At 67.4% G+C, this 18,280-nt stretch carries 20 protein-coding genes; all 20 read left to right on the forward strand.

What is annotated here, in order from left to right; all coding sequences use genetic code 11:
- The first annotated feature begins 77 nt into the window (after positions 1-77).
- The 20 genes from GGI48_RS12545 to GGI48_RS12640 all read left to right on the forward strand — a co-directional run bounded on the left by GGI48_RS12545 (position 78) and on the right by GGI48_RS12640 (position 18,270).
- Complete coding sequence (locus GGI48_RS12545) at positions 78-797, forward strand: beta-ketoacyl synthase chain length factor (protein WP_016962655.1); 720 nt, start codon at positions 78-80, stop codon at positions 795-797.
- A complete protein-coding gene (locus tag GGI48_RS12550) occupies positions 773-1,594 on the forward strand; it encodes a lysophospholipid acyltransferase family protein (protein WP_016962654.1) in 822 nt (273 codons plus the stop codon). The genes GGI48_RS12545 and GGI48_RS12550 overlap by 25 nt, the downstream gene beginning before the upstream one ends.
- Positions 1,563-1,835, forward strand: a complete 273-nt coding sequence (locus tag GGI48_RS12555) for a phosphopantetheine-binding protein (RefSeq protein WP_011058851.1) — start codon at positions 1,563-1,565, stop codon at positions 1,833-1,835. The genes GGI48_RS12550 and GGI48_RS12555 overlap by 32 nt, the downstream gene beginning before the upstream one ends.
- A gap of 9 nt (positions 1,836-1,844) precedes the next feature.
- Complete coding sequence (locus GGI48_RS12560; protein WP_016962653.1) at positions 1,845-2,099, forward strand: acyl carrier protein; 255 nt, start codon at positions 1,845-1,847, stop codon at positions 2,097-2,099.
- Positions 2,096-2,641 carry a membrane protein gene (locus tag GGI48_RS12565; RefSeq protein ID WP_047301233.1) on the forward strand — a complete coding sequence of 182 codons (546 nt, stop codon included), beginning with the start codon at positions 2,096-2,098 and terminating at the stop codon, positions 2,639-2,641. The genes GGI48_RS12560 and GGI48_RS12565 overlap by 4 nt, the downstream gene beginning before the upstream one ends.
- A complete protein-coding gene (locus GGI48_RS12570; protein ID WP_047301231.1) occupies positions 2,638-4,311 on the forward strand; it encodes an AMP-binding protein in 1,674 nt (557 codons plus the stop codon). The genes GGI48_RS12565 and GGI48_RS12570 overlap by 4 nt, the downstream gene beginning before the upstream one ends.
- 65 nt (positions 4,312-4,376) lie before the next feature.
- Entirely contained in the window at positions 4,377-5,111 is a 735-nt protein-coding gene (locus tag GGI48_RS12575; RefSeq protein ID WP_179598538.1) for a glycosyltransferase family 2 protein, read from the forward strand.
- Positions 5,108-6,052, forward strand: a complete 945-nt coding sequence (locus GGI48_RS12580) for a glycosyl transferase (protein WP_179598540.1) — start codon at positions 5,108-5,110, stop codon at positions 6,050-6,052. The genes GGI48_RS12575 and GGI48_RS12580 overlap by 4 nt, the downstream gene beginning before the upstream one ends.
- Positions 6,033-7,577 (forward strand): histidine ammonia-lyase, encoded by a 1,545-nt coding sequence (hutH, locus tag GGI48_RS12585; RefSeq protein WP_179598542.1) that lies wholly within the window; start codon positions 6,033-6,035, stop codon positions 7,575-7,577. The genes GGI48_RS12580 and hutH overlap by 20 nt, the downstream gene beginning before the upstream one ends.
- Positions 7,570-7,995, forward strand: a complete 426-nt coding sequence (locus GGI48_RS12590; RefSeq protein WP_016962647.1) for an acyl-CoA thioesterase — start codon at positions 7,570-7,572, stop codon at positions 7,993-7,995. Before hutH ends, GGI48_RS12590 begins: the two co-directional genes overlap by 8 nt.
- Positions 7,992-8,672, forward strand: a complete 681-nt coding sequence (locus tag GGI48_RS12595; protein WP_179598545.1) for an outer membrane lipoprotein carrier protein LolA — start codon at positions 7,992-7,994, stop codon at positions 8,670-8,672. The genes GGI48_RS12590 and GGI48_RS12595 overlap by 4 nt, the downstream gene beginning before the upstream one ends.
- Entirely contained in the window at positions 8,656-10,998 is a 2,343-nt protein-coding gene (locus GGI48_RS12600; RefSeq protein WP_179598547.1) for an MMPL family transporter, read from the forward strand. Before GGI48_RS12595 ends, GGI48_RS12600 begins: the two co-directional genes overlap by 17 nt.
- Positions 10,992-12,182 carry a sodium:proton antiporter gene (locus tag GGI48_RS12605; RefSeq protein WP_179598549.1) on the forward strand — a complete coding sequence of 397 codons (1,191 nt, stop codon included), beginning with the start codon at positions 10,992-10,994 and terminating at the stop codon, positions 12,180-12,182. Before GGI48_RS12600 ends, GGI48_RS12605 begins: the two co-directional genes overlap by 7 nt.
- A complete protein-coding gene (locus GGI48_RS12610) occupies positions 12,169-13,416 on the forward strand; it encodes an NAD(P)/FAD-dependent oxidoreductase (protein WP_179598551.1) in 1,248 nt (415 codons plus the stop codon). The genes GGI48_RS12605 and GGI48_RS12610 overlap by 14 nt, the downstream gene beginning before the upstream one ends.
- A complete protein-coding gene (locus GGI48_RS12615; protein WP_179598552.1) occupies positions 13,413-14,174 on the forward strand; it encodes a class I SAM-dependent methyltransferase in 762 nt (253 codons plus the stop codon). Before GGI48_RS12610 ends, GGI48_RS12615 begins: the two co-directional genes overlap by 4 nt.
- Positions 14,171-14,656: a DUF3261 domain-containing protein gene (locus GGI48_RS12620; RefSeq protein WP_179598554.1), complete on the forward strand. Its 486-nt coding sequence runs from the start codon at positions 14,171-14,173 to the stop codon at positions 14,654-14,656. The genes GGI48_RS12615 and GGI48_RS12620 overlap by 4 nt, the downstream gene beginning before the upstream one ends.
- A complete protein-coding gene (locus GGI48_RS12625) occupies positions 14,653-15,849 on the forward strand; it encodes a beta-ketoacyl-[acyl-carrier-protein] synthase family protein (RefSeq protein WP_179598556.1) in 1,197 nt (398 codons plus the stop codon). Before GGI48_RS12620 ends, GGI48_RS12625 begins: the two co-directional genes overlap by 4 nt.
- On the forward strand, positions 15,846-16,319 hold the full coding sequence (locus GGI48_RS12630; RefSeq protein WP_179598558.1) for a hotdog family protein: 474 nt from the start codon (positions 15,846-15,848) through the stop codon (positions 16,317-16,319). Before GGI48_RS12625 ends, GGI48_RS12630 begins: the two co-directional genes overlap by 4 nt.
- Positions 16,316-17,044, forward strand: a complete 729-nt coding sequence (gene fabG, locus GGI48_RS12635; RefSeq protein ID WP_179598560.1) for a 3-oxoacyl-ACP reductase FabG — start codon at positions 16,316-16,318, stop codon at positions 17,042-17,044. Before GGI48_RS12630 ends, fabG begins: the two co-directional genes overlap by 4 nt.
- The gene (locus GGI48_RS12640; RefSeq protein WP_016966162.1) at positions 17,044-18,270 is read left to right on the forward strand and encodes a beta-ketoacyl-ACP synthase; all 1,227 of its coding nucleotides are present in this window, start codon (positions 17,044-17,046) and stop codon (positions 18,268-18,270) included. Before fabG ends, GGI48_RS12640 begins: the two co-directional genes overlap by 1 nt.
- Positions 18,271-18,280 lie beyond the last annotated feature (10 nt).

Below are 18,280 nucleotides of genomic sequence, written 5' to 3' on the forward strand. Positions count from 1 at the left end.
TTCGCGTCACTCAGGTCAATCGCCAATCGAAGCGATACACCGCGTCAAGGAAGCCCGCAGGGGCGGGATGAAATCAAGTGATCAAGTTCAACATCGCTCAATGGCGTGCGTGGGCCCCTGGGCTCGAAAGCGTGGACGCCTGGCAGGCCTGGAGCCACCAGCCGACCCTGCCACAAAGCAGCGATGCGGCTCCCGATGTGTCCTTTCTGCCGGCCATGCAGCGCCGCCGTCTCAGCCGCCTGGCACGCATGGCCTTCAGCGTTGGCTGGCCCCTGGCCGAAGGCCTGGAGCAGTTGCCGCTGGTGTTCATCTCCCGGCATGGCGAAACCCCGCGGACCTTCGAAATCCTCAGCGACCTGGCCGCCGAGCAGCCGCTGTCACCGACCCAGTTCAGCCTGTCGGTGCACAACGCGGTGATCGGCCTGTGGTCGATCATGCGCGGCGAAACCAGTGAAATGACCGCCCTGGCCGCCGCCGGCGATGGCCTGGAACACGGCCTGCTGGAAGCCGCCACCCTGCTGGCCGACGGCGCGCCCCACGTGTTGCTGGTGATTACCGAGGAGCAGCCGCCCGAAGCCTATGCCAGCTGGATCGACGACGTGCCCTTTCCCTACGCCCTGGGCCTGTTGCTGACCCCAGGCGACGACTGGCAGCTGTCCCTGGGCAGCGACGACGGTCAAACCCCCAAAGCCCCGTGGCCCCACGCCCTGAACCTGCTGCGCGTGCTGCTCGGGGCACAGAACACTTGCCAACATGCCTGGATGAATCGTGTATGGACCTGGCAACACAAGCACTGAGCGCCAAGGGCCGCAATGCCTACCACTGGCGCCTGATCGCCACCGCTCTGAGCTTTGCGCTGTTCGGAATAGGTGGTTTGTGCCTGCGCCTGGTGATTTTCCCGTTGCTTGCCTGCCTGCCCGGCGATGCCCACCGCCACCGGCAGCGCGCGCGCAACACCGTGAGCCGGCTGTTCTGGCTGTTTATCCGCTTCATGGCCAGGAGCGGCGTGCTCACCTATGAGGTGCAGGGCGCCGAGCGGCTCGGGCGGCCGGGGCAAATGATCATCGCCAACCACCCGTCGCTGATCGACGTGGTGTTCCTCATCGGCCTGGTGCGCGACGCCAACTGCGTGGTCAAGCAAAGCCTGTGGAGCAACCCTTTCACCCGCGGCCCGGTGCGCGCCACCCAGTACATCAGCAACGACGGCAGCATGGACATGCTCGATGCGGCCTCCGGAGCACTGCAGGAAGGCCAGACCCTGATCGTCTTTCCCGAAGGCACCCGCACCCAGCCCGGCAGCGCCCCCGCCTTTCATCGGGGGGCTGCGGCCATCGCCTTGCGCGGTGCGAAAATCATCACCCCGGTGGTGATCCGGGTCAGCCCCACCACCCTGACCAAGGCCGAGCCCTGGTATCGCATCCCGCAGCGCCGCGTGCACTTCAGTTTCCACGTCGGTGCCGATATAGACCCACAGACCTTTGCAGCCCAAGGCCCGGCGCCCCAGGCTTCGCGCAAGCTCAATGAGCACTTGCACCACTATTTCATTAAGGAGCTCGCCAGAGATGAGCGATACACACCCGGACCTGATGCTTGAAATCAAACTGCTGATCATCGACGCCCTGGGCCTCGAAGACATCAGTGCCCAGGACATCGGCAACGATCAGACCCTGTTCGGCGAAGGCCTCGGCCTGGACTCGGTGGACGCCCTGGAACTGGGCCTGGCGATCCAGAAAAAGTACGGCATCAAGATCGATGCCGACGCCAAGGACACCCGCAACCACTTCAGTAACGTGGCGAGCCTTGCGGCGTTCGTCACTGCAAAACAGGCAGCTTGAGAACCGACCATGCAAACCCGTGACGACATCTTCAACACCCTGCGCGATGCCCTGGTCGAACTCTTCGAGCTTGAGCCTGACAGCATCAGCCTGGACTCCAACCTCTACCAGGACCTGGAAATCGACAGCATCGACGCCGTCGACCTGATCGACCACATCAAGCGTCAGACCGGCAAGAAAATCGCCGCCGAGGAATTCAAGTCGGTGCGCACCGTCAACGACGTGGTCGAGGCGGTCTACCGTCTGGTCCAGCCGGCCGCATGAGCCGGCTGATCGGCCTGGGCTTGTTGCTGGCCGGCCTGCTTTACCCCTTCGCGGTGTACTTCGGCATGGAGCACTTCGCTCCCTGGCAGTTCGGCCTGCTGCTGGGCGGCCTGTGGCTGGCCCGGGCGCTGACCGGCGAACGCCGCCCCGGCAGCCTGTGGATGGCCCTGGCGGCGATCGGCTTCTGCCTGCTGCTGGCCTGGTTCGACAACCCGGCGCTGCTGCGCTGGTACCCGGTGCTGATCAGCAGCTTCATGCTCGGCCTGTTCGGCCTGAGCCTGAAATATGGCCCCCCGGTGGCGGAACGCCTGGCGCGCCTTGGCGAGCCGGACCTGCCGGAAAAAGCCATACGTTATACCCGCCAGGTGACCATCGCCTGGAGCGTGTTTTTCCTCTGTAACGGCGTGCTCGCCGCGGCCCTGACCCTGTGGGCGCCGCTGAGCTGGTGGACGTTGTACAACGGCCTGATCGCCTATGGGCTGATGGGTCTGCTGTTTGCCATTGAATGGCTATTACGACAACGGGTAAGAGGCCGTAGATGAACTGGATTGCCCTTGAGCGGCTGTTGCTCAAGACCCAAGCACCGCGAGTGGTCAGTGCCCAGCCCGAGATCGACCTGCAGCGCCTGCAAGAACAGGCCCTGTGCCTGGCCGGCGCCCTGCAACAGCGCGGCGTGAAGCGCCTGGCGCTGCACCTAGAAGACGCCGTGGACCTGGCCGTGGCCCTGCTCGGCGCCTGGCGCGCCGGGGTCAGCGTGCTGCTGCCCGCCGACCTGCAGCCCCAGACTCGCCAGCGCTGGGCTGCGGACGTCGACCTGTGGCTGACCGATCAGGACACGCCCCTGCAACAGTTGCAGACCCAGCCCCTGGAACCGGCCGAGCTGGACCTGGATGCCTGCCTGTTGAGCCTGTGCACCTCGGGCTCCAGCGGCGAGCCCAAGCGCATCGAAAAAAGCCTGCGCCAGCTGGCCAACGAAGTCAGCGCCCTGGAACACCTGTGGGGCGCCGACCTGGGCCCGGCCTGGATCATCGGCAGCGTCGCCACCCAGCACATCTACGGCCTGCTGTTCCGCGTGCTCTGGCCGCTGTGCGCCGGGCGCCCCTTCGTGCGTCGCCAGTTGCCCTTCCCCGAAGACCTGCAACGGGCCAGCCGCGAATGCCCGGCCTTCGCCTGGGTAGCCAGCCCGGCGCTGCTCAAGCGCATGGGCGACAACCTCGACTGGCCGGCCCTGAGCCCGGTACGGCGGGTGTTCTCCTCCGGTGGCGCCCTGCCGAGCGAAGCCGCCGCCAGCCTGCAGCAACGGCTGCAACAGTGGCCGACGGAAATCCTCGGCAGCTCGGAAACCGGCGGCATTGCCTGGCGCCAGGGGCCGGGCCTGTGGCAACCCTTCGCCGAGGTGCGCCTGAGCCAGGACCCTGACGGCGCGCTGCTGATTGCCTCGCCCTACCTGCCGCCCGGGCATATCGAACACACGGCCGATGCCGCGCGCATTGCCGAAGACGGGCGCTTCGAGCTGCTGGGCCGCCTGGACCGCATCGTCAAACTGGAAGAAAAGCGCATCTCCCTGCCGATGCTGGAACAGGCCCTGGAAAGCCACGACTGGGTCGCGGAAGCGCGCCTGGGGGTGGTCGAAGACAACCGCGCCTACCTCGGCGCCCTGCTGGTGCTCAGCGAGTCCGGCCTGCATGCCCTGCGCAATCAGGGCCGGCGCACATTGACCCAGACCCTGCGCCAGCACCTGTCCCGGCACTGCGAAGCCCTGGCCCTGCCGCGACGCTGGCGCCTGGTGCGGCAACTGCCGCTGAACAACCAGGGCAAGCTGCCCCAGGCCGAGGTCCAGGCCCTGCTGCTGGCGCCGCGCCCGCAAGCGCCGGAGGTGCTGGAGCAGGTGCAGCACGCCGACGAATGGCAACTGCAACTGGCGATCCCGCCGGACCTGGCCTACTTCAGCGGGCACTTCCCCGCCACCCCGGTGCTGCCGGGGGTGGTGCAAGTGGACTGGGCCCTGGCCCTGGGTCAGCAGTTGCTCGAACTGCCGGGCCGCTTCGCCGGCATGGAAGTGCTGAAGTTCCAGCAACTGGTGCGCCCCGGCGACCGTATCCAGCTGAACCTGCGCTTCGATGCCCAGCGCCAGAAACTGTATTTCGCCTACTTCAACGACGGCGCTCCCTGCTCCAGCGGGCGGATCGTTCTGGAGGCCAGCTGTGGATAAGTTGTCGGGCGTTGAACCTGGGATTGGCTGGCCAGCCAGCTCCTGCCGTGCAGGGGCCAGCGTCCATGCATAAGCCCTGCGCCGTCATTCCGGTCTACAACCATGAAACCGCCGTGCCCGCCGTGGTCGACGCACTGCTGGCCCGGGGCCTGCCCTGCGTGCTGGTGGACGACGCCAGCAGCGCGGCCTGCGCCGCAGTACTGGAACAACTGGCCGAGCGCGAGCAGGTGTTCCTGATCCGCCTGGCGATCAACCAGGGCAAGGGCGGTGCGGTCATGGCCGGCCTGCGTGAAGCCGCGCAGCTGGGCTTCAGCCACGCCCTGCAAGTGGACGCCGACGGCCAGCACGACCTGGCGGATGTGGATAACTTCATCCAGCGCTCCCGGGCCCATCCCCAGGCGCTGATCTGCGGTTATCCACAGTACGACGCCAGCGTGCCCAAGGGCCGCCTATACGCCCGCTACCTGACTCACGTCTGGGTCTGGATCAACAGCCTGTCGCTGCAGATTCCGGATTCCATGTGCGGCTTCCGGGTCTATCCCCTGCCGGCGGCGCTGGCCCTGATCGACTCGGTGCAACTGGGCCGGCGCATGGACTTCGACCCGGAGATCCTGGTGCGCCTGTCCTGGCGCAACCAGCCCATGCACTGGCTGCCGACCCGGGTCCACTACCCCCAGGACGGCCTGTCGCACTTTCGCCTGTTCCACGACAACGCGCTGATCTCGAAGATGCACGCCAAGCTGTTCTTCGGCATGTTGGCGCGCCTGCCGCTGATCCTCTGGCGCCGGTGGCGCCCATGAGCCAGACGCCCCCCAACGAACACTGGGCCGAGCACCAGGAGCGCGGCAGCTTCTGGCTGATGAAGCTCACCGCCTTCGGCGTGCGGATCCTGGGACGGCGCCTGCTGAGCCCGGTGCTGTACGTCATCGTGTTCTATTTCTTTGTGTTCGGCCGCAGCGCCCGACGCAGCATCTGGCAGTACCAGCAGCGCCTGGCGCAATGGAGCGGGCGCGACGAATTGCGCCCCAGCCACTGGCGGGTGTTCGCCCAGTTCATGGCCTTTGCCGACGCCCTGCTGGACAAGCTCGACGTGTGGAACGGCAAGTTGCGCATCGAACAGATCGAGATCATAGACCCGGCGCAACTGCGCCATCAGCTGCGCGGCGAGCGCGGGCAGATGCTGGTGGGCGCGCACCTGGGCAACCTGGAAGTCTGCCGGGCCCTGGCCGAGCTGGGGGAGCAGGTGACCATGAACGTGCTGGTGCACACCAAGCACGCCGAACGCTTCAACCGCCTGCTGGGCGAAGCCGGGGCCAGCCACCTGCGGCTGATCCAGGTCAGCGAGCTGGACCCGGCGATCATGCTGCAACTGAGCCAGCGCCTGGATCGCGGCGAGTGGCTGGCGATTGCCGGCGACCGCGTGCCGCTGCACGGCGGGCGCAATGTGCGGGTGGATTTCCTCGGTCATCCGGCGGCCTTCCCCCAGGGTCCCTGGCTGCTGGCGGGGCTGCTCAAGTGCCCGGTCAACCTGCTGCTGTGCCTGAAACAGCAGGGCCGCTATCAGGTGACCCTCGAACCCTTCGCCGAGGCCGTGCAGTGGAAACGCAACGACCGCCAGCAGGTGATCGCCCAATGGACCGCCCGCTACGCCGAGCGCCTGGGCCACTACTGCCTGCTGGCACCGCAACAATGGTTCAACTTTTACCCATTCTGGAAGACCGATGACGACCTCGACCCATGAGCCGGTAACCTTCGGCGAACACCCCCTGCGCATCGAAGACGTGCTGGCCCTGGCCAACCGCCAGGCGCCGACCCGCCTGCAAGACGACGCCGCCTGGCGCCAGCGGATCGCCAAGGGCGCGCAGTTCCTCGATTCCCTGCTGGACAAGGAAGGGGTGATCTATGGCGTGACCACCGGCTACGGCGACTCCTGCGTGGTGGCGGTGCCGCTGCAGCACGTCGAGGCCCTGCCCCGTCATCTGTACACCTTCCACGGTTGCGGCCTGGGCAAGCTGCTGGACGCCCAGGCCACCCGCGCGGTGCTGGCGGCGCGCTTGCAGTCGCTGTGCCACGGGGTGTCCGGGGTCCGGGTGGAGCTGCTGGAGCGCCTGCAGGCCTTCCTCGACCAGGACATCCTGCCGCTGATCCCGGAGGAAGGCTCGGTGGGCGCCAGCGGCGACCTGACGCCGCTGTCCTATGTGGCGGCGACCCTGTCCGGCGAACGCGAAGTGCTGTTTCGCGGCGAGCGCCGTGAGTCCGCCGACGTGCACCGCGAGCTGGGCTGGGAGCCCCTGGTGCTGCGGCCCAAGGAAGCCCTGGCGCTGATGAACGGCACCGCAGTGATGACCGGGCTGGCCTGCCTGGCCTTTGCCCGGGCCGACTACCTGCTGCACCTGGCGACCCGCATCACCGCCCTCAACGTGGTGGCCCTGCAAGGCAACCCGGAGCACTTCGACGAGCGCCTTTTCGCCGCCAAGCCGCACCCGGGGCAGATGCAAGTGGCCGCCTGGCTGCGCCAGGACCTGGCCATCGACGCACCGACCGCGCCCCTGCACCGCCTGCAGGACCGCTACTCGCTGCGCTGCGCGCCCCACGTGCTGGGGGTGCTGGCCGACAGCCTGAACTGGCTGCGCAGCTTTATCGAAACCGAACTCAACAGCGCCAACGACAACCCGATCATCGACGCCGAAGCCGAACGCGTGCTGCACGGCGGGCACTTCTATGGCGGGCATATCGCCTTCGCCATGGACAGCTTGAAGAACCTGGTGGCCAACGTCGCCGACCTGCTGGACCGGCAACTGGCGCTGCTGGTGGACGTGCGCTACAACCACGGCCTGCCGAGCAACCTGTCCGGCGCCAGCGCCGAACGCGCCATGCTCAACCACGGCTTCAAGGCGGTGCAGATCGGCGCCAGCGCCTGGACCGCCGAAGCCCTGAAAAACACCCTGCCGGCCAGCGTGTTCTCCCGTTCCACCGAGTGCCACAACCAGGACAAGGTGAGCATGGGCACCATCGCCGCCCGCGACGCCATCCGCGTGCTGGAACTGACCGAGCAAGTGGCCGCCGCCACCTTGCTCGCGGCCAACCAGGGCGTCTGGCTGCGCCGCCAGGAAGCCGATGCGCGGCCGTTGCCGCCGGCCCTGGAGGCCATGCACCAGCAACTGACCGCGGACTTCCCAGCGGTGATCGAGGACCGCGCCCTGGAGCGCGAACTGCGCCTGTGCCTGCAACGTATCGCCGAACAACACTGGAGGCTGCATGCGTAGCAAGGGAGTGATCCACGCCGACACCCAGGTGCTGGTGCCGTTCTTCGACGTCGACACCATGCACGTCGTCTGGCACGGGCATTACGTCAAGTACCTGGAAGTCGCCCGCTGCGCCCTGCTGGACAAGCTCGGCCACAACTACAACCAGATGCTCGAATCCGGCTACGCCTGGCCGGTGATCGACCTGCAACTGCGCTACGTGCGCGGCGCGGTGTTCGGCCAGACCCTGAACGTGCGCGCCAGCCTGGTGGAGTGGGAGAACCGCCTGAAGATCAACTACCTGATCACCGACCTGGCCACCGGCGAGCGCCTGACCCGAGCCAGCTCGGTGCAGGTGGCGGTCGAGATCGCCAGCCGGGAAATGCAGCTGGCCTCGCCCAAGGTGTTCACCGACGCCGTCGCCAGGGCCCTGCCATGAAGGTAGGAGCGAGCTTGCTCGCGAAGATGGTCGGTCTGTTGGCCCAGTGCGCGGCGCCAAGCACCGTGGTGCGGCGGTTCGCGAGCAAGCTCGCTCCTACGGTCCTAGTGCTGTGGTGTGTGCCGGGGCTGGCCCAGGCTTTCGATCTGCAACAGTTGAGCGATCAGCTGTCGCGGCCGGAGGTGATCCACGGCCGCTTCATCCAGGAAAAACACCTGCGCGCCCTGCCCCAGCCGCTGACCAGCAAGGGCCACTTCGTGCTGGCGAAAAACCACGGCCTGCTGTGGCTGCTGCAAACCCCGTTGCAGCAGGACTACCGCATCACCGCCGCCGGCATTGCCCGGCGCGATGCCGGTGGCTGGCAGTTGCTCCCCGGCAAGAGCGCCGGGGCCGAGCAGAACCGCCTGTTCCTCGCGGTGCTGCAAGGCGACAGCAGCGGCCTGCAACGGGACTTCGAGCTCAAGCTGCAAGGCAGCGCCGAGGACTGGCACCTGCAGTTGATCCCCCGCTCCCTGCTGCTGAAACAGATCTTCAACCAGATCAACATCGACGGCGGCGCCCTGGTGCAACGCATCGAACTGCTGGAAGCCCAGGGCGACCGTACCTTGCTGATCATGCAGGACAGCAGCAGCGCCCAACCCTTGAGCGAAGCGGAGCAACATGACTTTGCCGAGTGAACGCTGGCTGCCCCGGGCTTTCCTGATCCTGCTGCTGGCGGTCCTGGCCCTGGGTGCCTGGCAGTGGCGCCACGGCGCGCCGCTGTCGGCCAACCTCATGGAGCTGGTCCCCGGCACCGCCCCGGACGCCCTGGAGCTGCAGGCCGAGCAACGCATGCAGGAGCCGCTGAACCGGGAAATCCTGGTGCTGGTGGGCCACGCCGAGCGCCAGCAGGCGGTGGACATGGCCCGGCAACTGGCCGAGCAGTGGCAGGCCAGCGGGCTGTTCGACAAGGTGCAGTGGAACCTCCAGGCCGACCTGCCGGCCTTGCGCAAGCAGTTGCTGCAAGGCCGCCTGGCCATGCTCGCGGCCAAGGACCGCGAGCAGTTGATCAACCAGCCCCAGGCGTTCATCGAGCAGCGGGTGCAAAGCCTGTTCGATCCCTTTGCCGGCTTCTCCCTGGTGCCGAGCCAGGATGACTGGCTGGGCCTGAGCGGACGCATCCAGAACAGCCAGCCACAACACGGCGCGGTGCAGCTGGATATCGCCAGCGGCGCCCTGGTGGCCAAAGCCGAGGGCCGGCACTGGGTGCTGCTGCGGGCCCATACCCGCGGCAACGCGTTCGACATGCAGTTGCCCCTGCAAGTGGCCGAGCTGCTGCGCCACAGCCGCGAACAGGCGAGCCAGGGCGAGGTCCAGCTGCTGGCCGCCAGTGGCCTGCTGTACGCCGCCAACGGCCAGCAGCAGGCCAGCCGCGAGATCACCTGGGTGGGCGGTGGCGCGACCCTGGGCATCCTCTTGCTGCTGCTCCTGGCCTTTCGCCGCTGGCGCGCCTTACTGGCCTTCGTCCCGGTGCTGGTGGGCATGCTGTTTGGCGCGGTGGCCTGTGTCGCCCTGTTCGGCCACATGCACGTGATGACCCTGGTGCTCGGGTCGAGCCTGATCGGCGTGGCCGTCGACTACCCGCTGCATTACCTGTCCAAGAGCTGGAGCCTGAACCCCTGGCGCAGCTGGCCGGCCCTGCGCCTGACCCTGCCCGGACTGAGCCTGAGCCTGATCACCAGTTGCATCGGTTACCTGGCCCTGGCCTGGACCCCGTTCCCGGCCCTGACCCAGATCGCCGCGTTCTCCGCCGCCGGCCTGCTGGGGGCCTACCTGTCGGCGGTGTGCCTGCTGCCAGCGCTGCTCAAGGGCGTCGAGCTGCGTCCGGCGCAATGGCCGCTGCGGGTCGCCGAGGCCTTGCTCAGCGTGCGTGCCGCGCTGCTCAAACGCGTGCCGAGCCCAGCGCTGCTGGCCCTGTTGGCGCTGTTCTGCGCCGGCGGCCTGTGGCAACTGCAAAGCAAGAACGACATTCGCCAGTGGGTCGGAGCGCCGCCGCAACTGCTGCAAGAAGCCCAGGCCATTGCCCGGATCACCGGCTATCAACCCACCAGCCAGTTCTTCCTGGTGCGCGCGGCCGACCAGCAGCAATTGCTGCAACGCCTGGGCGCCCTGGACCAGCGCCTGCAGCAACTGGTGAACCTGGGCAAGCTCAAGGGCTACCTGTCGCTGAACCAGTTGCTCAACCAACCGGCGCAACAGCAGCAGGTGCGCGAGGCCCTCAAGCAGTTGCCGCATTTCTGGCAACCGCTGCTCGACCTGGGGGTGCCCGAGGCCGCGTTGCAGGCGGAGCTGGAGCAATTGCAGCAACTGCCGGAGGAAGACCTCGACAGCGCGCTCACCGGGCCGCTGGCCGAACCCTATCGCCCCTTGTGGCTGGGCAAAAATGCCGACGGCGTGGCGGCCATGGTCAGCCTGCAAGGGTTGAACGACGCCGCCCTGCTGCGGGTCCAGGCCGACGATCTGCCCGGGGTGCAACTGGTGGATCGCCTCGGTGAGCTGAACCGGGTGTTCGCCGCGACCCAGGTCAGCGCCGCCGAACTCAAGCTGGCCTCCTGCGTGCTGATCGTGCTGCTGCTGATCCTGCCCTTCGGCTTGGGCGGCGCCCTGCGCCTGGTGGCACTGCCGCTGCTGGCGGCCTTGTGCAGCCTGGCCAGCCTCGGCTGGCTGGGCCAGCCCCTGACCCTGTTCAGCCTGTTCGGCCTGTTGCTGGTGACGGCCATCAGCGTCGACTACGCGATTCTCATGCGCGAGCAGATCGGTGGCGCCGCGGTGAGCCTGCTGGGCACCCTGCTGGCGGCCCTGACCACCTGGCTGTCGTTCGGCCTGCTGGCGATTTCCAGCACCCCGGCGGTGAGCAACTTCGGCCTGGCGGTGAGCCTGGGGCTGGCCTTCAGCTTTATCCTCGCGCCCTGGGCCGGCCACACGCCGCACCCGTTGCCCGAGGCGGAGCACGGCCCATGCTGATCCTGCTGTTCTGGCTGCTGGCCCTCGGGCTGTTCGCCCTGGCCACCCACGTCGGCCGGCGTCTGGGCCTGATCCCGATTGTCAGCCAACTGCTGCTGGCGACCTTCGGCCTGCCGTTGCTGATGCTGCTGTGGATCGAGCCGCACTGGCAGTTGAACGGCGCGCAACTGGTATCGCCGCAGTGGCTCAAGCACCTGTACAGCCTGAGCTTCGCCCTGTTGCTGGGGCATATCCTCAGCGATGTGATCGACCTGCGCCTGGACCGCCAGAGCCTGAAGATCGCCGTGCCGAGCTTCGGCATTCCCTTCGCCTGCGGGCTGGCCACGGCCCTGTGGCTGCTGCCGGCGCAACCCTGGATCAGCTCCCTGGCGCTGGGCCTGCTGTTCGCCATCACCGCGATCCCGGTGCTGTACCTGTACCTGCGGCACATCCAGTACCCGCCCGCCGCCACCCGGCGCCTGGTGCAGACCGCGATCCTCATCGACCTGACCTGCTGGAGCCTGTTCGCCCTGGCCCAGGGCAGCCTGCACCTGAGCAGCCTGCTGCTGCCGCTGGCCGGTGCCTGCCTGCCGTTGCTGCTGCGTGGCCTGGGCCTGCGCCAGCCGCTGCTGCACAGCCTGGGCTTTTTCGGCCTGCTGGTGCTGGCCGAGCACTACCAGCTCAATGCGCTGATCTTCGGCATCGGCTACCTGCTGTGCATGGCCGCCCTCAAGCTGCCGCTGGTGCTGCCGTTACAGGCTGCCTGGATGCACCGCTTGCAGACCTTGGTCGCCATCCCGCTGATCCTCACGTTCGGCATCGTGCAGATCAATGTGCACAGCGCCATGGACAGCCTCGGCTGGGTGCAACTGGCGGCGCTGCTGGTGCTGCCGATTGCCAGCAAGCTGCTGGGCAACTGGCTGGGCCTGGGCTGGGCCGGCGCCTCCTTCGAGGGCGCCAGCCGCTGGCGGGAAAGCCTGCTGCTGAACATTCGCGGCTTGAGCGAGATCGTCTTTCTCAACCTGCTGCTGCAACAACAGCTGATCAGCCCGGCGCTGTACTTCGCGCTGATGCTCATGGGCCTGATCGCCACCCTGCTGCCGGCCCTGGCCGGGATGCACCGAACACCTCGGGCCGCGCCCCAAGCGGCCCCCTTGAATCTGAACATCGCCAAACCGGCAAGGAGCCCCAGTGCCAACAGTTGAAATGCAACGTCGCCAGGTCGTGGTGATCGGTGCCGGTCCCTCGGGGGCCATCGCGGCCGCGCTGCTCAAGCGCCAGGGCCATGACGTGCTGATCGTCGAGCGGCAACATTTCCCACGTTTCTCCATCGGCGAAAGCCTGCTGTCCCACTGCCTGGATTTCGTCGAGGAAGCCGGGATGCTGGAGGCGGTGCAGGCCGCCGGATTCCAGCTGAAAAATGGCGCGGCGTTTGCCTGGGGCGAGCACTACAGCACCTTCGATTTCGGCGACACCTTCAGCCGTGGCAAGCCCACCACCTTCCAGGTGCAGCGCGCCGACTTCGACAAGCTGCTGGCCGATCAGGCGGCGCTGCAAGGGGTCGAGATCCGCTACGGCGAGGAGATCGTCGCAGTGGACGTGGAGCGGCCCTTGCCGCAGCTCGACTGCCGCCGCGAGGACGGCAGCCAGTACCGCATCGAGGCGGACTTCATCCTCGACGCCAGCGGCTACGGCCGGGTGCTGCCGCGCCTGCTGGAGCTGGAAGCGCCGTCGAATTTCCCGGTACGCCGAGCGGTATTCACCCATGTCGAAGACCGCATCGACTGCGAGCATTTCGACCGCAACAAGATCCTCATCACCACCCACCCGGAGCACCGCGACATCTGGTTCTGGAGCATCCCCTTCAGCAACGGCCGCTGCTCGGTGGGCGTGGTGGCCGCCGATGAACACTTCGCCGGACGTGATGGCGACCTGGACGCCTGCCTGCGCGGCTTCATCAACGAAACCCCGAGCCTGGCCAGGGTCCTGGAAAACGCCGAGTGGGACACCCCGGCGCGGACCATCGGCGGCTACTCGGCCAACGTCAGCACCCTGCACGGCCCGGGCTTCGCCCTGCTGGGCAATGCCGCGGAGTTCCTCGACCCGGTGTTCTCCTCCGGGGTGACCATCGCCATGCGTTCGTCGAGCATGGCCGCCGCCGTGCTGCACCGGCAGTTGCAGGGCGAAAGCGTCGACTGGGCGAGCGAGTTCGCCGCACCGCTCAAGCGTGGCGTCGATACCTTCCGCTGCTACGTCGAGGGCTGGTACGCCGGCAGCTTCCAGGACGTGATCTACCACCCCGGCAGCTCGCCGGAAATCCGCCGCATGATCAGTTCGATCCTCGCCGGTTACGCCTGGGATGAGCGCAACCCCTTCGTCAGCGAGCCCAAGCGCCGGCTCAAGGCGCTGTCGGAAGTCTGCGCGAGGGACGTGGCATGAGCGAGCAAAGCGGCCAGTACCTGAGCCCCAGCTACGTCGAGGAAACCCGCTTCGGCTTCTGGTTCCTGCGCAGCCACACCTGGCAGCACCATGTGCTGCGGGTGGCGATCAACGACCTGCGTTCACTGTTCGACGGCGAACCGCCGGCCCATCCGGTGCTGCTGGATGCCGGCTGCGGCCAGGGCAAGTCGTTCCAGCACCTGCGTCGGGTGTTCGCCCCGCAGCGCCTGATCGGTATCGACGCCGACCCCCACAGCCTCAAGCTCAGCGCCGAAGAAGCCCGGCGCCAAGAGTTCGCGGTGGAACTGATCGGCAGCGACTGCGCGAGCCTGCAACTGGTCGACGCCAGCGTCGACCTGCTGTTCTGCCACCAGACCTTCCATCACCTGGTGGAACAGGAAAAGGCCCTGGCCGAGTTCTACCGGGTGCTCAAGCCCGGGGGCTACCTGCTGTTCGCCGAGTCCACCGAGGCCTACATCGATACCTGGGTGATCCGCTGGCTGTTCCGCCACCCGATGCAGGTGCAGAAAAGTGCCGATGAATATTTGCAGATGATTCGTCGGCAGGGCTTTGAATTCGGCCCGCAGAACGTGTCTTATCCCTACCTGTGGTGGAGTCGCGCCAAGGACTTCGGCCTGCTGGAACGCCTCGGCCTGCGCCAGCCGCCGCCGGTGGGCCAGCGCGAGGAAACCCTGGTCAACGTGGTGGCGCGCAAGCCTCTGGATGCCAGTGTTGCCGGGGCAGGTGGGTGCGCATGATCCGCGCTCTGTTGCTCGGGTGTGTCCTGTTGCTGAGCGCTTGCGTCAGTCAGGCGCCGCTGCCCGAGCGCATGCCTACCCTGGCGTTGCCATTGCAACTGCATGTAGAGCGCCAGGCCGACGGACAACGCCAGGACTGGCTGCTGGTGATCCAGGCCGAAGGCCCGGACCTGCGCTGGTCGCTGATGGACCCGCTGGGCATTCCCCAGGCCCGTCAGCGCCTGGTGGCTGGCCAGTGGCAGGCCGACGGTCTGCTGCCGCCCAACCCGGAGGCCCGGGAGCTGTTCGCCGCCTTGCTGTTCGCCCTCACCCCCGCGGCCGAACTGCGGGCCAACTACCCCGGCGCCCTTGAGCAAGGCACGCGACGCACCCTCGGCCCACGCTGGCGGATTGACTATCAACAACCTCTGGATTTCGAGTTGAACCTGCCTCAAGGCCCGCATTACCACATCAGCCCACTGAGCACCGGGAGCACGCCATGACGGCCTACCTCAATGCCCTCGGGGTGATCTGCGCCCTGGGCCGCAATCGCCGGGAAGTCGCCCGCAGCCTGTTTGCCGGCGACTGCTCGGGCATGCGCGAAGAAAGCCACTGGGTGCCCGAGCGCAGCCTGCCGGTGGCGGCGGTTCGTGGTGCGCTGGCGAGCATGCCGGCCGGCCTGCAAGCGCAGAACAGCCGCAACAACCAGCTGTTGCTGGAGGCCACGCTGCAGATCGAAGACGACATCCGCCAGGCGATCCAGCGTTACGGCCGGGGCCGCATCGGCATCGTCCTGGGCACCAGCACCTCAGGCATCGACGAAGCCAGCCGAGGCATTGCCCGTTATCTGCAGGATCGGCAGTTTCCCGCCGAATACGACTACCGCCAGCAGGAGCTCAGCGCCCCGGCGAACTTCCTCGCCGACTGGCTGCAACTCTGCGGCCCGGCCTATGTGATTTCCACCGCCTGCACCTCCAGCGCCCGGGCCCTGATCAGCGCCCGGCGCCTGCTCGACCTGGGCCTGTGCGACGCCGTGCTGTGCGGCGGGGTGGACAGCCTGTGCAAGCTCACCCTGAACGGCTTCACCGCCCTGGAAGCGGTGTCCGCGCAGCGCTGCAATCCGTTCTCGCGCAACCGTGACGGGATCAACATCGGCGAGGCGGCGGCGCTGTTCCTGATGAGCCGGGAGGCCTGCGGCGAGGCTCCCATCGCCCTGCTCGGCGGTGGCGCCAGCTCCGATGCCTACCATATTTCCGCCCCGGCTCCCGATGGCCGTGGCGCCTTGCAGGCCATGCGCCTGGCGCTGCGCGGCGCCGGCCTGCAGCCACGGCAGATCGACTACCTGAACCTGCACGGCACCGCCACCCAGCACAACGACGCCATGGAAAGCCTGGCGGTGGCCCAGCTGTTCCCCGAGGGCCTGCCCTGTTCCTCGACCAAGCCCATGAGCGGCCACACCCTGGGCGCCGCCGGAGCCCTGGAAGCGGCGTTCTGCTGGCTGGCCCTGAGCGCCGACAACCCCGACCGGGCGCTGCCGCCCCATGTCTGGGATGCCGAGGCCGACCCGGCCCTGCCGCCCCTGCGCTGGGTGACCCCCGGCGACCGGCTGGCGGCGCATGCACCGCGCCACCTGATGAGCAACTCCTTCGCCTTCGGTGGCAACAACGTCAGCCTGATAATCGGAGACGCCCCATGATCGATTGGCCGCTCGCCGAACTGCTGCCCCACGCCGGGGACATGATCCTCATCGATCAGGTCCTGGCCTTTGATGAAGAACAGATCCGTACCCGCCTCCACGTTCGCCCCGGCGGCCTGTTCAACCGCCCCGACGGCAGCCTGCCGGCCTGGGTCGGCATCGAGCTGATGGCCCAGAGCGTGGCCGCCTACGCCGGCTGTCGCGCGCGCCAGCAAGGCCTGCCGGTGGAGCTGGGCTTTCTGCTGGGCAGCCGCAAGTTCGAATGCAATGTCGAGCACTTCCCGGTCGACAGCCTGCTGGAGATCCACGCCCTGCGCTCCCTCGAAGACGACAACGGCATGGGCGTGTTCGAATGCCACCTCAGCGGCCCCGGCATTGCCGCCACGGCGCGCCTGAACGTGTACCGTCCGCCCCAGGCCGCCGACTATCTGCATGAAACACCTGCCTCTTCTACAGGAACTCCCTCATGACTGACTCCGTACTGGTCACCGGCTCCAGCCGTGGCATCGGCCGCGCCATCGCCTTGCGCCTGGCCCAGGCCGGCTATGACCTGGTGCTGCATTGCCGCAGTGGCCGCAGCGAAGCCGAAGCCGTCAAGGGCGAGATCGAAGCCCTGGGCCGTAGCGCCCGCATCCTGCAATTCGACGTGTCGGACAGAGCGGCCTGCAAGGCCGTGCTGGAAGCCGACGTCGAAACCCATGGCGCCTATTACGGCGTGGTGCTCAACGCCGGGCTGACCCGCGACGGCGCCTTCCCGGCCCTCAGCGAAGACGACTGGGACCAGGTGCTGCGCACCAACCTCGACGGTTTCTACAACGTCCTGCACCCGGTGATGATGCCGATGATCCGCCGCCGCGCCGCCGGGCGCATTGTCTGCATCACCTCGGTGTCGGGGCTGATCGGCAACCGCGGCCAGGTCAACTACAGCGCCTCCAAGGCCGGCCTGATCGGCGCCGCCAAGGCCCTGGCCATCGAGCTGGGCAAGCGCAAGATCACCGTCAACTGCGTGGCCCCGGGGCTGATCGACACCGCCATGCTCGATGAGAACGTGCCGGTGGACGAGCTGATGAAGATGATCCCCGCCCAGCGCATGGGCACCCCGGAAGAAGTCGCCGGCGCGGTGAACTTCCTGATGTCCGCCGAGGCCGCCTACATCACCCGCCAGGTGCTGGCGGTGAACGGGGGCCTGTGCTGATGAAACGCGTGGTTGTCACCGGCATGGCCGGCATCACCTCCCTGGGCAGCGACTGGGCCAGCATCGCCGAGCGCTTTGCCGCCAACCGCAGTGGCATCCGGCGCATGGATGAATGGGACCGCTTCAGCGAACTCAACACCCGCCTGGCCGGCCCCATCGATGACTTCCAGGTGCCTGGCCACTGGACCCGCAAGCAACTGCGCAGCATGGGCCGGGTTTCGCGGCTGGCCGTGGGCGCCGCCGAGCAGGCCCTGGCCGATGCCGGACTGCTGGGCGACCCGTCGATCAAGGACGGGCGCATGGGCGTGGCCTGTGGCTCCTCCACCGGCAGCACCGACGAGATCAAGGCTTTCGGCAACATGCTGCTGAACTCGGTGGCCGAGGGGCTCAACGCCAACTCCTACGTGCGCATGATGCCCCACACCACCGCGGCCAATATCAGCATCTTCTTCGGCCTCACCGGACGCCTGATTCCCACCTCCAGCGCCTGCACCAGCGGCAGCCAGGGCATCGGCTATGCCTATGAAGCGATCAAATTCGGGCGCCTGCCGCTGATGCTCGCCGGCGGCGCCGAAGAGCTGTGCCCCACCGAAGCCATGGTGTTCGACGCGCTCTATGCCACCAGCCTGAAAAACGATGCGCCCCACACCAGCCCCCGGCCCTACGACACCGATCGCGATGGCCTGGTGATCGGTGAAGGCGGCGGCATGCTGGTGCTCGAAGAGCTGGAACACGCCCTGGCCCGTGGCGCGCGCATTCACGCGGAAATCGTCGGTTTCGGCAGCAACGCCGACGGCCAGCACACCACCCGTCCCGAGCAGAGCACCATGCGCCGGGCCATGGAGCTGGCGCTGGAAGATGCCGTGCTGGACCCGGCGGCCATCGGCTACGTCAACGGTCATGGCACTGCCACCGAGCAGGGCGACATCGCCGAGACCCTGGCCACCCACAGCCTGTTCGGCAGCCGCATGCCCATCAGTTCGCAGAAGAGTTTTCTCGGCCACACCCTGGGCGCCTGCGGGGCCCTGGAATCCTGGTTCAGCATCGAGATGCTCAACCGCGACCTGTACGTGCACACCTGCAACCTGGACCGGATCGACCCGCGCTGCGGCGAGCTGGACTACCTGCAGGGCGGCTTCCGGGCCATGAGCCACGAATTCGTGATGAACAACAACTTTGCCTTTGGCGGGGTCAACACCTCGTTGATCTTCCGTCGCTGGCCTTGACGCCCAACCC

This window comes from Pseudomonas protegens (genome assembly GCF_013407925.2).
Taxonomy (GTDB): Bacteria; Pseudomonadota; Gammaproteobacteria; order Pseudomonadales; family Pseudomonadaceae; genus Aquipseudomonas; species Aquipseudomonas fluorescens_AP.

Bases quoted from the DNA above. Each gene is read 5' to 3' on its own strand.
- GGI48_RS12560 (WP_016962653.1), top strand. From the start codon at position 1,845: ATGCAAACCCGTGACGACATCTTCAACACCCTGCGCGATGCCCTGGTC.
- GGI48_RS12555 (WP_011058851.1), top strand. From the start codon at position 1,563: ATGAGCGATACACACCCGGACCTGATGCTTGAAATCAAACTGCTGATC.
- GGI48_RS12550 (WP_016962654.1), top strand. From the start codon at position 773: ATGGACCTGGCAACACAAGCACTGAGCGCCAAGGGCCGCAATGCCTAC.
- GGI48_RS12595 (WP_179598545.1), top strand. From the start codon at position 7,992: ATGAAGGTAGGAGCGAGCTTGCTCGCGAAGATGGTCGGTCTGTTGGCC.
- GGI48_RS12600 (WP_179598547.1), top strand. From the start codon at position 8,656: ATGACTTTGCCGAGTGAACGCTGGCTGCCCCGGGCTTTCCTGATCCTG.
- GGI48_RS12570 (WP_047301231.1), top strand. From the start codon at position 2,638: ATGAACTGGATTGCCCTTGAGCGGCTGTTGCTCAAGACCCAAGCACCG.
- hutH (WP_179598542.1), top strand. From the start codon at position 6,033: ATGACGACCTCGACCCATGAGCCGGTAACCTTCGGCGAACACCCCCTG.
- GGI48_RS12620 (WP_179598554.1), top strand. From the start codon at position 14,171: ATGATCCGCGCTCTGTTGCTCGGGTGTGTCCTGTTGCTGAGCGCTTGC.
- GGI48_RS12630 (WP_179598558.1), top strand. From the start codon at position 15,846: ATGATCGATTGGCCGCTCGCCGAACTGCTGCCCCACGCCGGGGACATG.
- GGI48_RS12565 (WP_047301233.1), top strand. From the start codon at position 2,096: ATGAGCCGGCTGATCGGCCTGGGCTTGTTGCTGGCCGGCCTGCTTTAC.
- GGI48_RS12590 (WP_016962647.1), top strand. From the start codon at position 7,570: ATGCGTAGCAAGGGAGTGATCCACGCCGACACCCAGGTGCTGGTGCCG.
- GGI48_RS12625 (WP_179598556.1), top strand. From the start codon at position 14,653: ATGACGGCCTACCTCAATGCCCTCGGGGTGATCTGCGCCCTGGGCCGC.
- GGI48_RS12575 (WP_179598538.1), top strand. From the start codon at position 4,377: ATGCATAAGCCCTGCGCCGTCATTCCGGTCTACAACCATGAAACCGCC.
- fabG (WP_179598560.1), top strand. From the start codon at position 16,316: ATGACTGACTCCGTACTGGTCACCGGCTCCAGCCGTGGCATCGGCCGC.
- GGI48_RS12640 (WP_016966162.1), top strand. From the start codon at position 17,044: ATGAAACGCGTGGTTGTCACCGGCATGGCCGGCATCACCTCCCTGGGC.
- GGI48_RS12580 (WP_179598540.1), top strand. From the start codon at position 5,108: ATGAGCCAGACGCCCCCCAACGAACACTGGGCCGAGCACCAGGAGCGC.
- GGI48_RS12605 (WP_179598549.1), top strand. From the start codon at position 10,992: ATGCTGATCCTGCTGTTCTGGCTGCTGGCCCTCGGGCTGTTCGCCCTG.
- GGI48_RS12615 (WP_179598552.1), top strand. From the start codon at position 13,413: ATGAGCGAGCAAAGCGGCCAGTACCTGAGCCCCAGCTACGTCGAGGAA.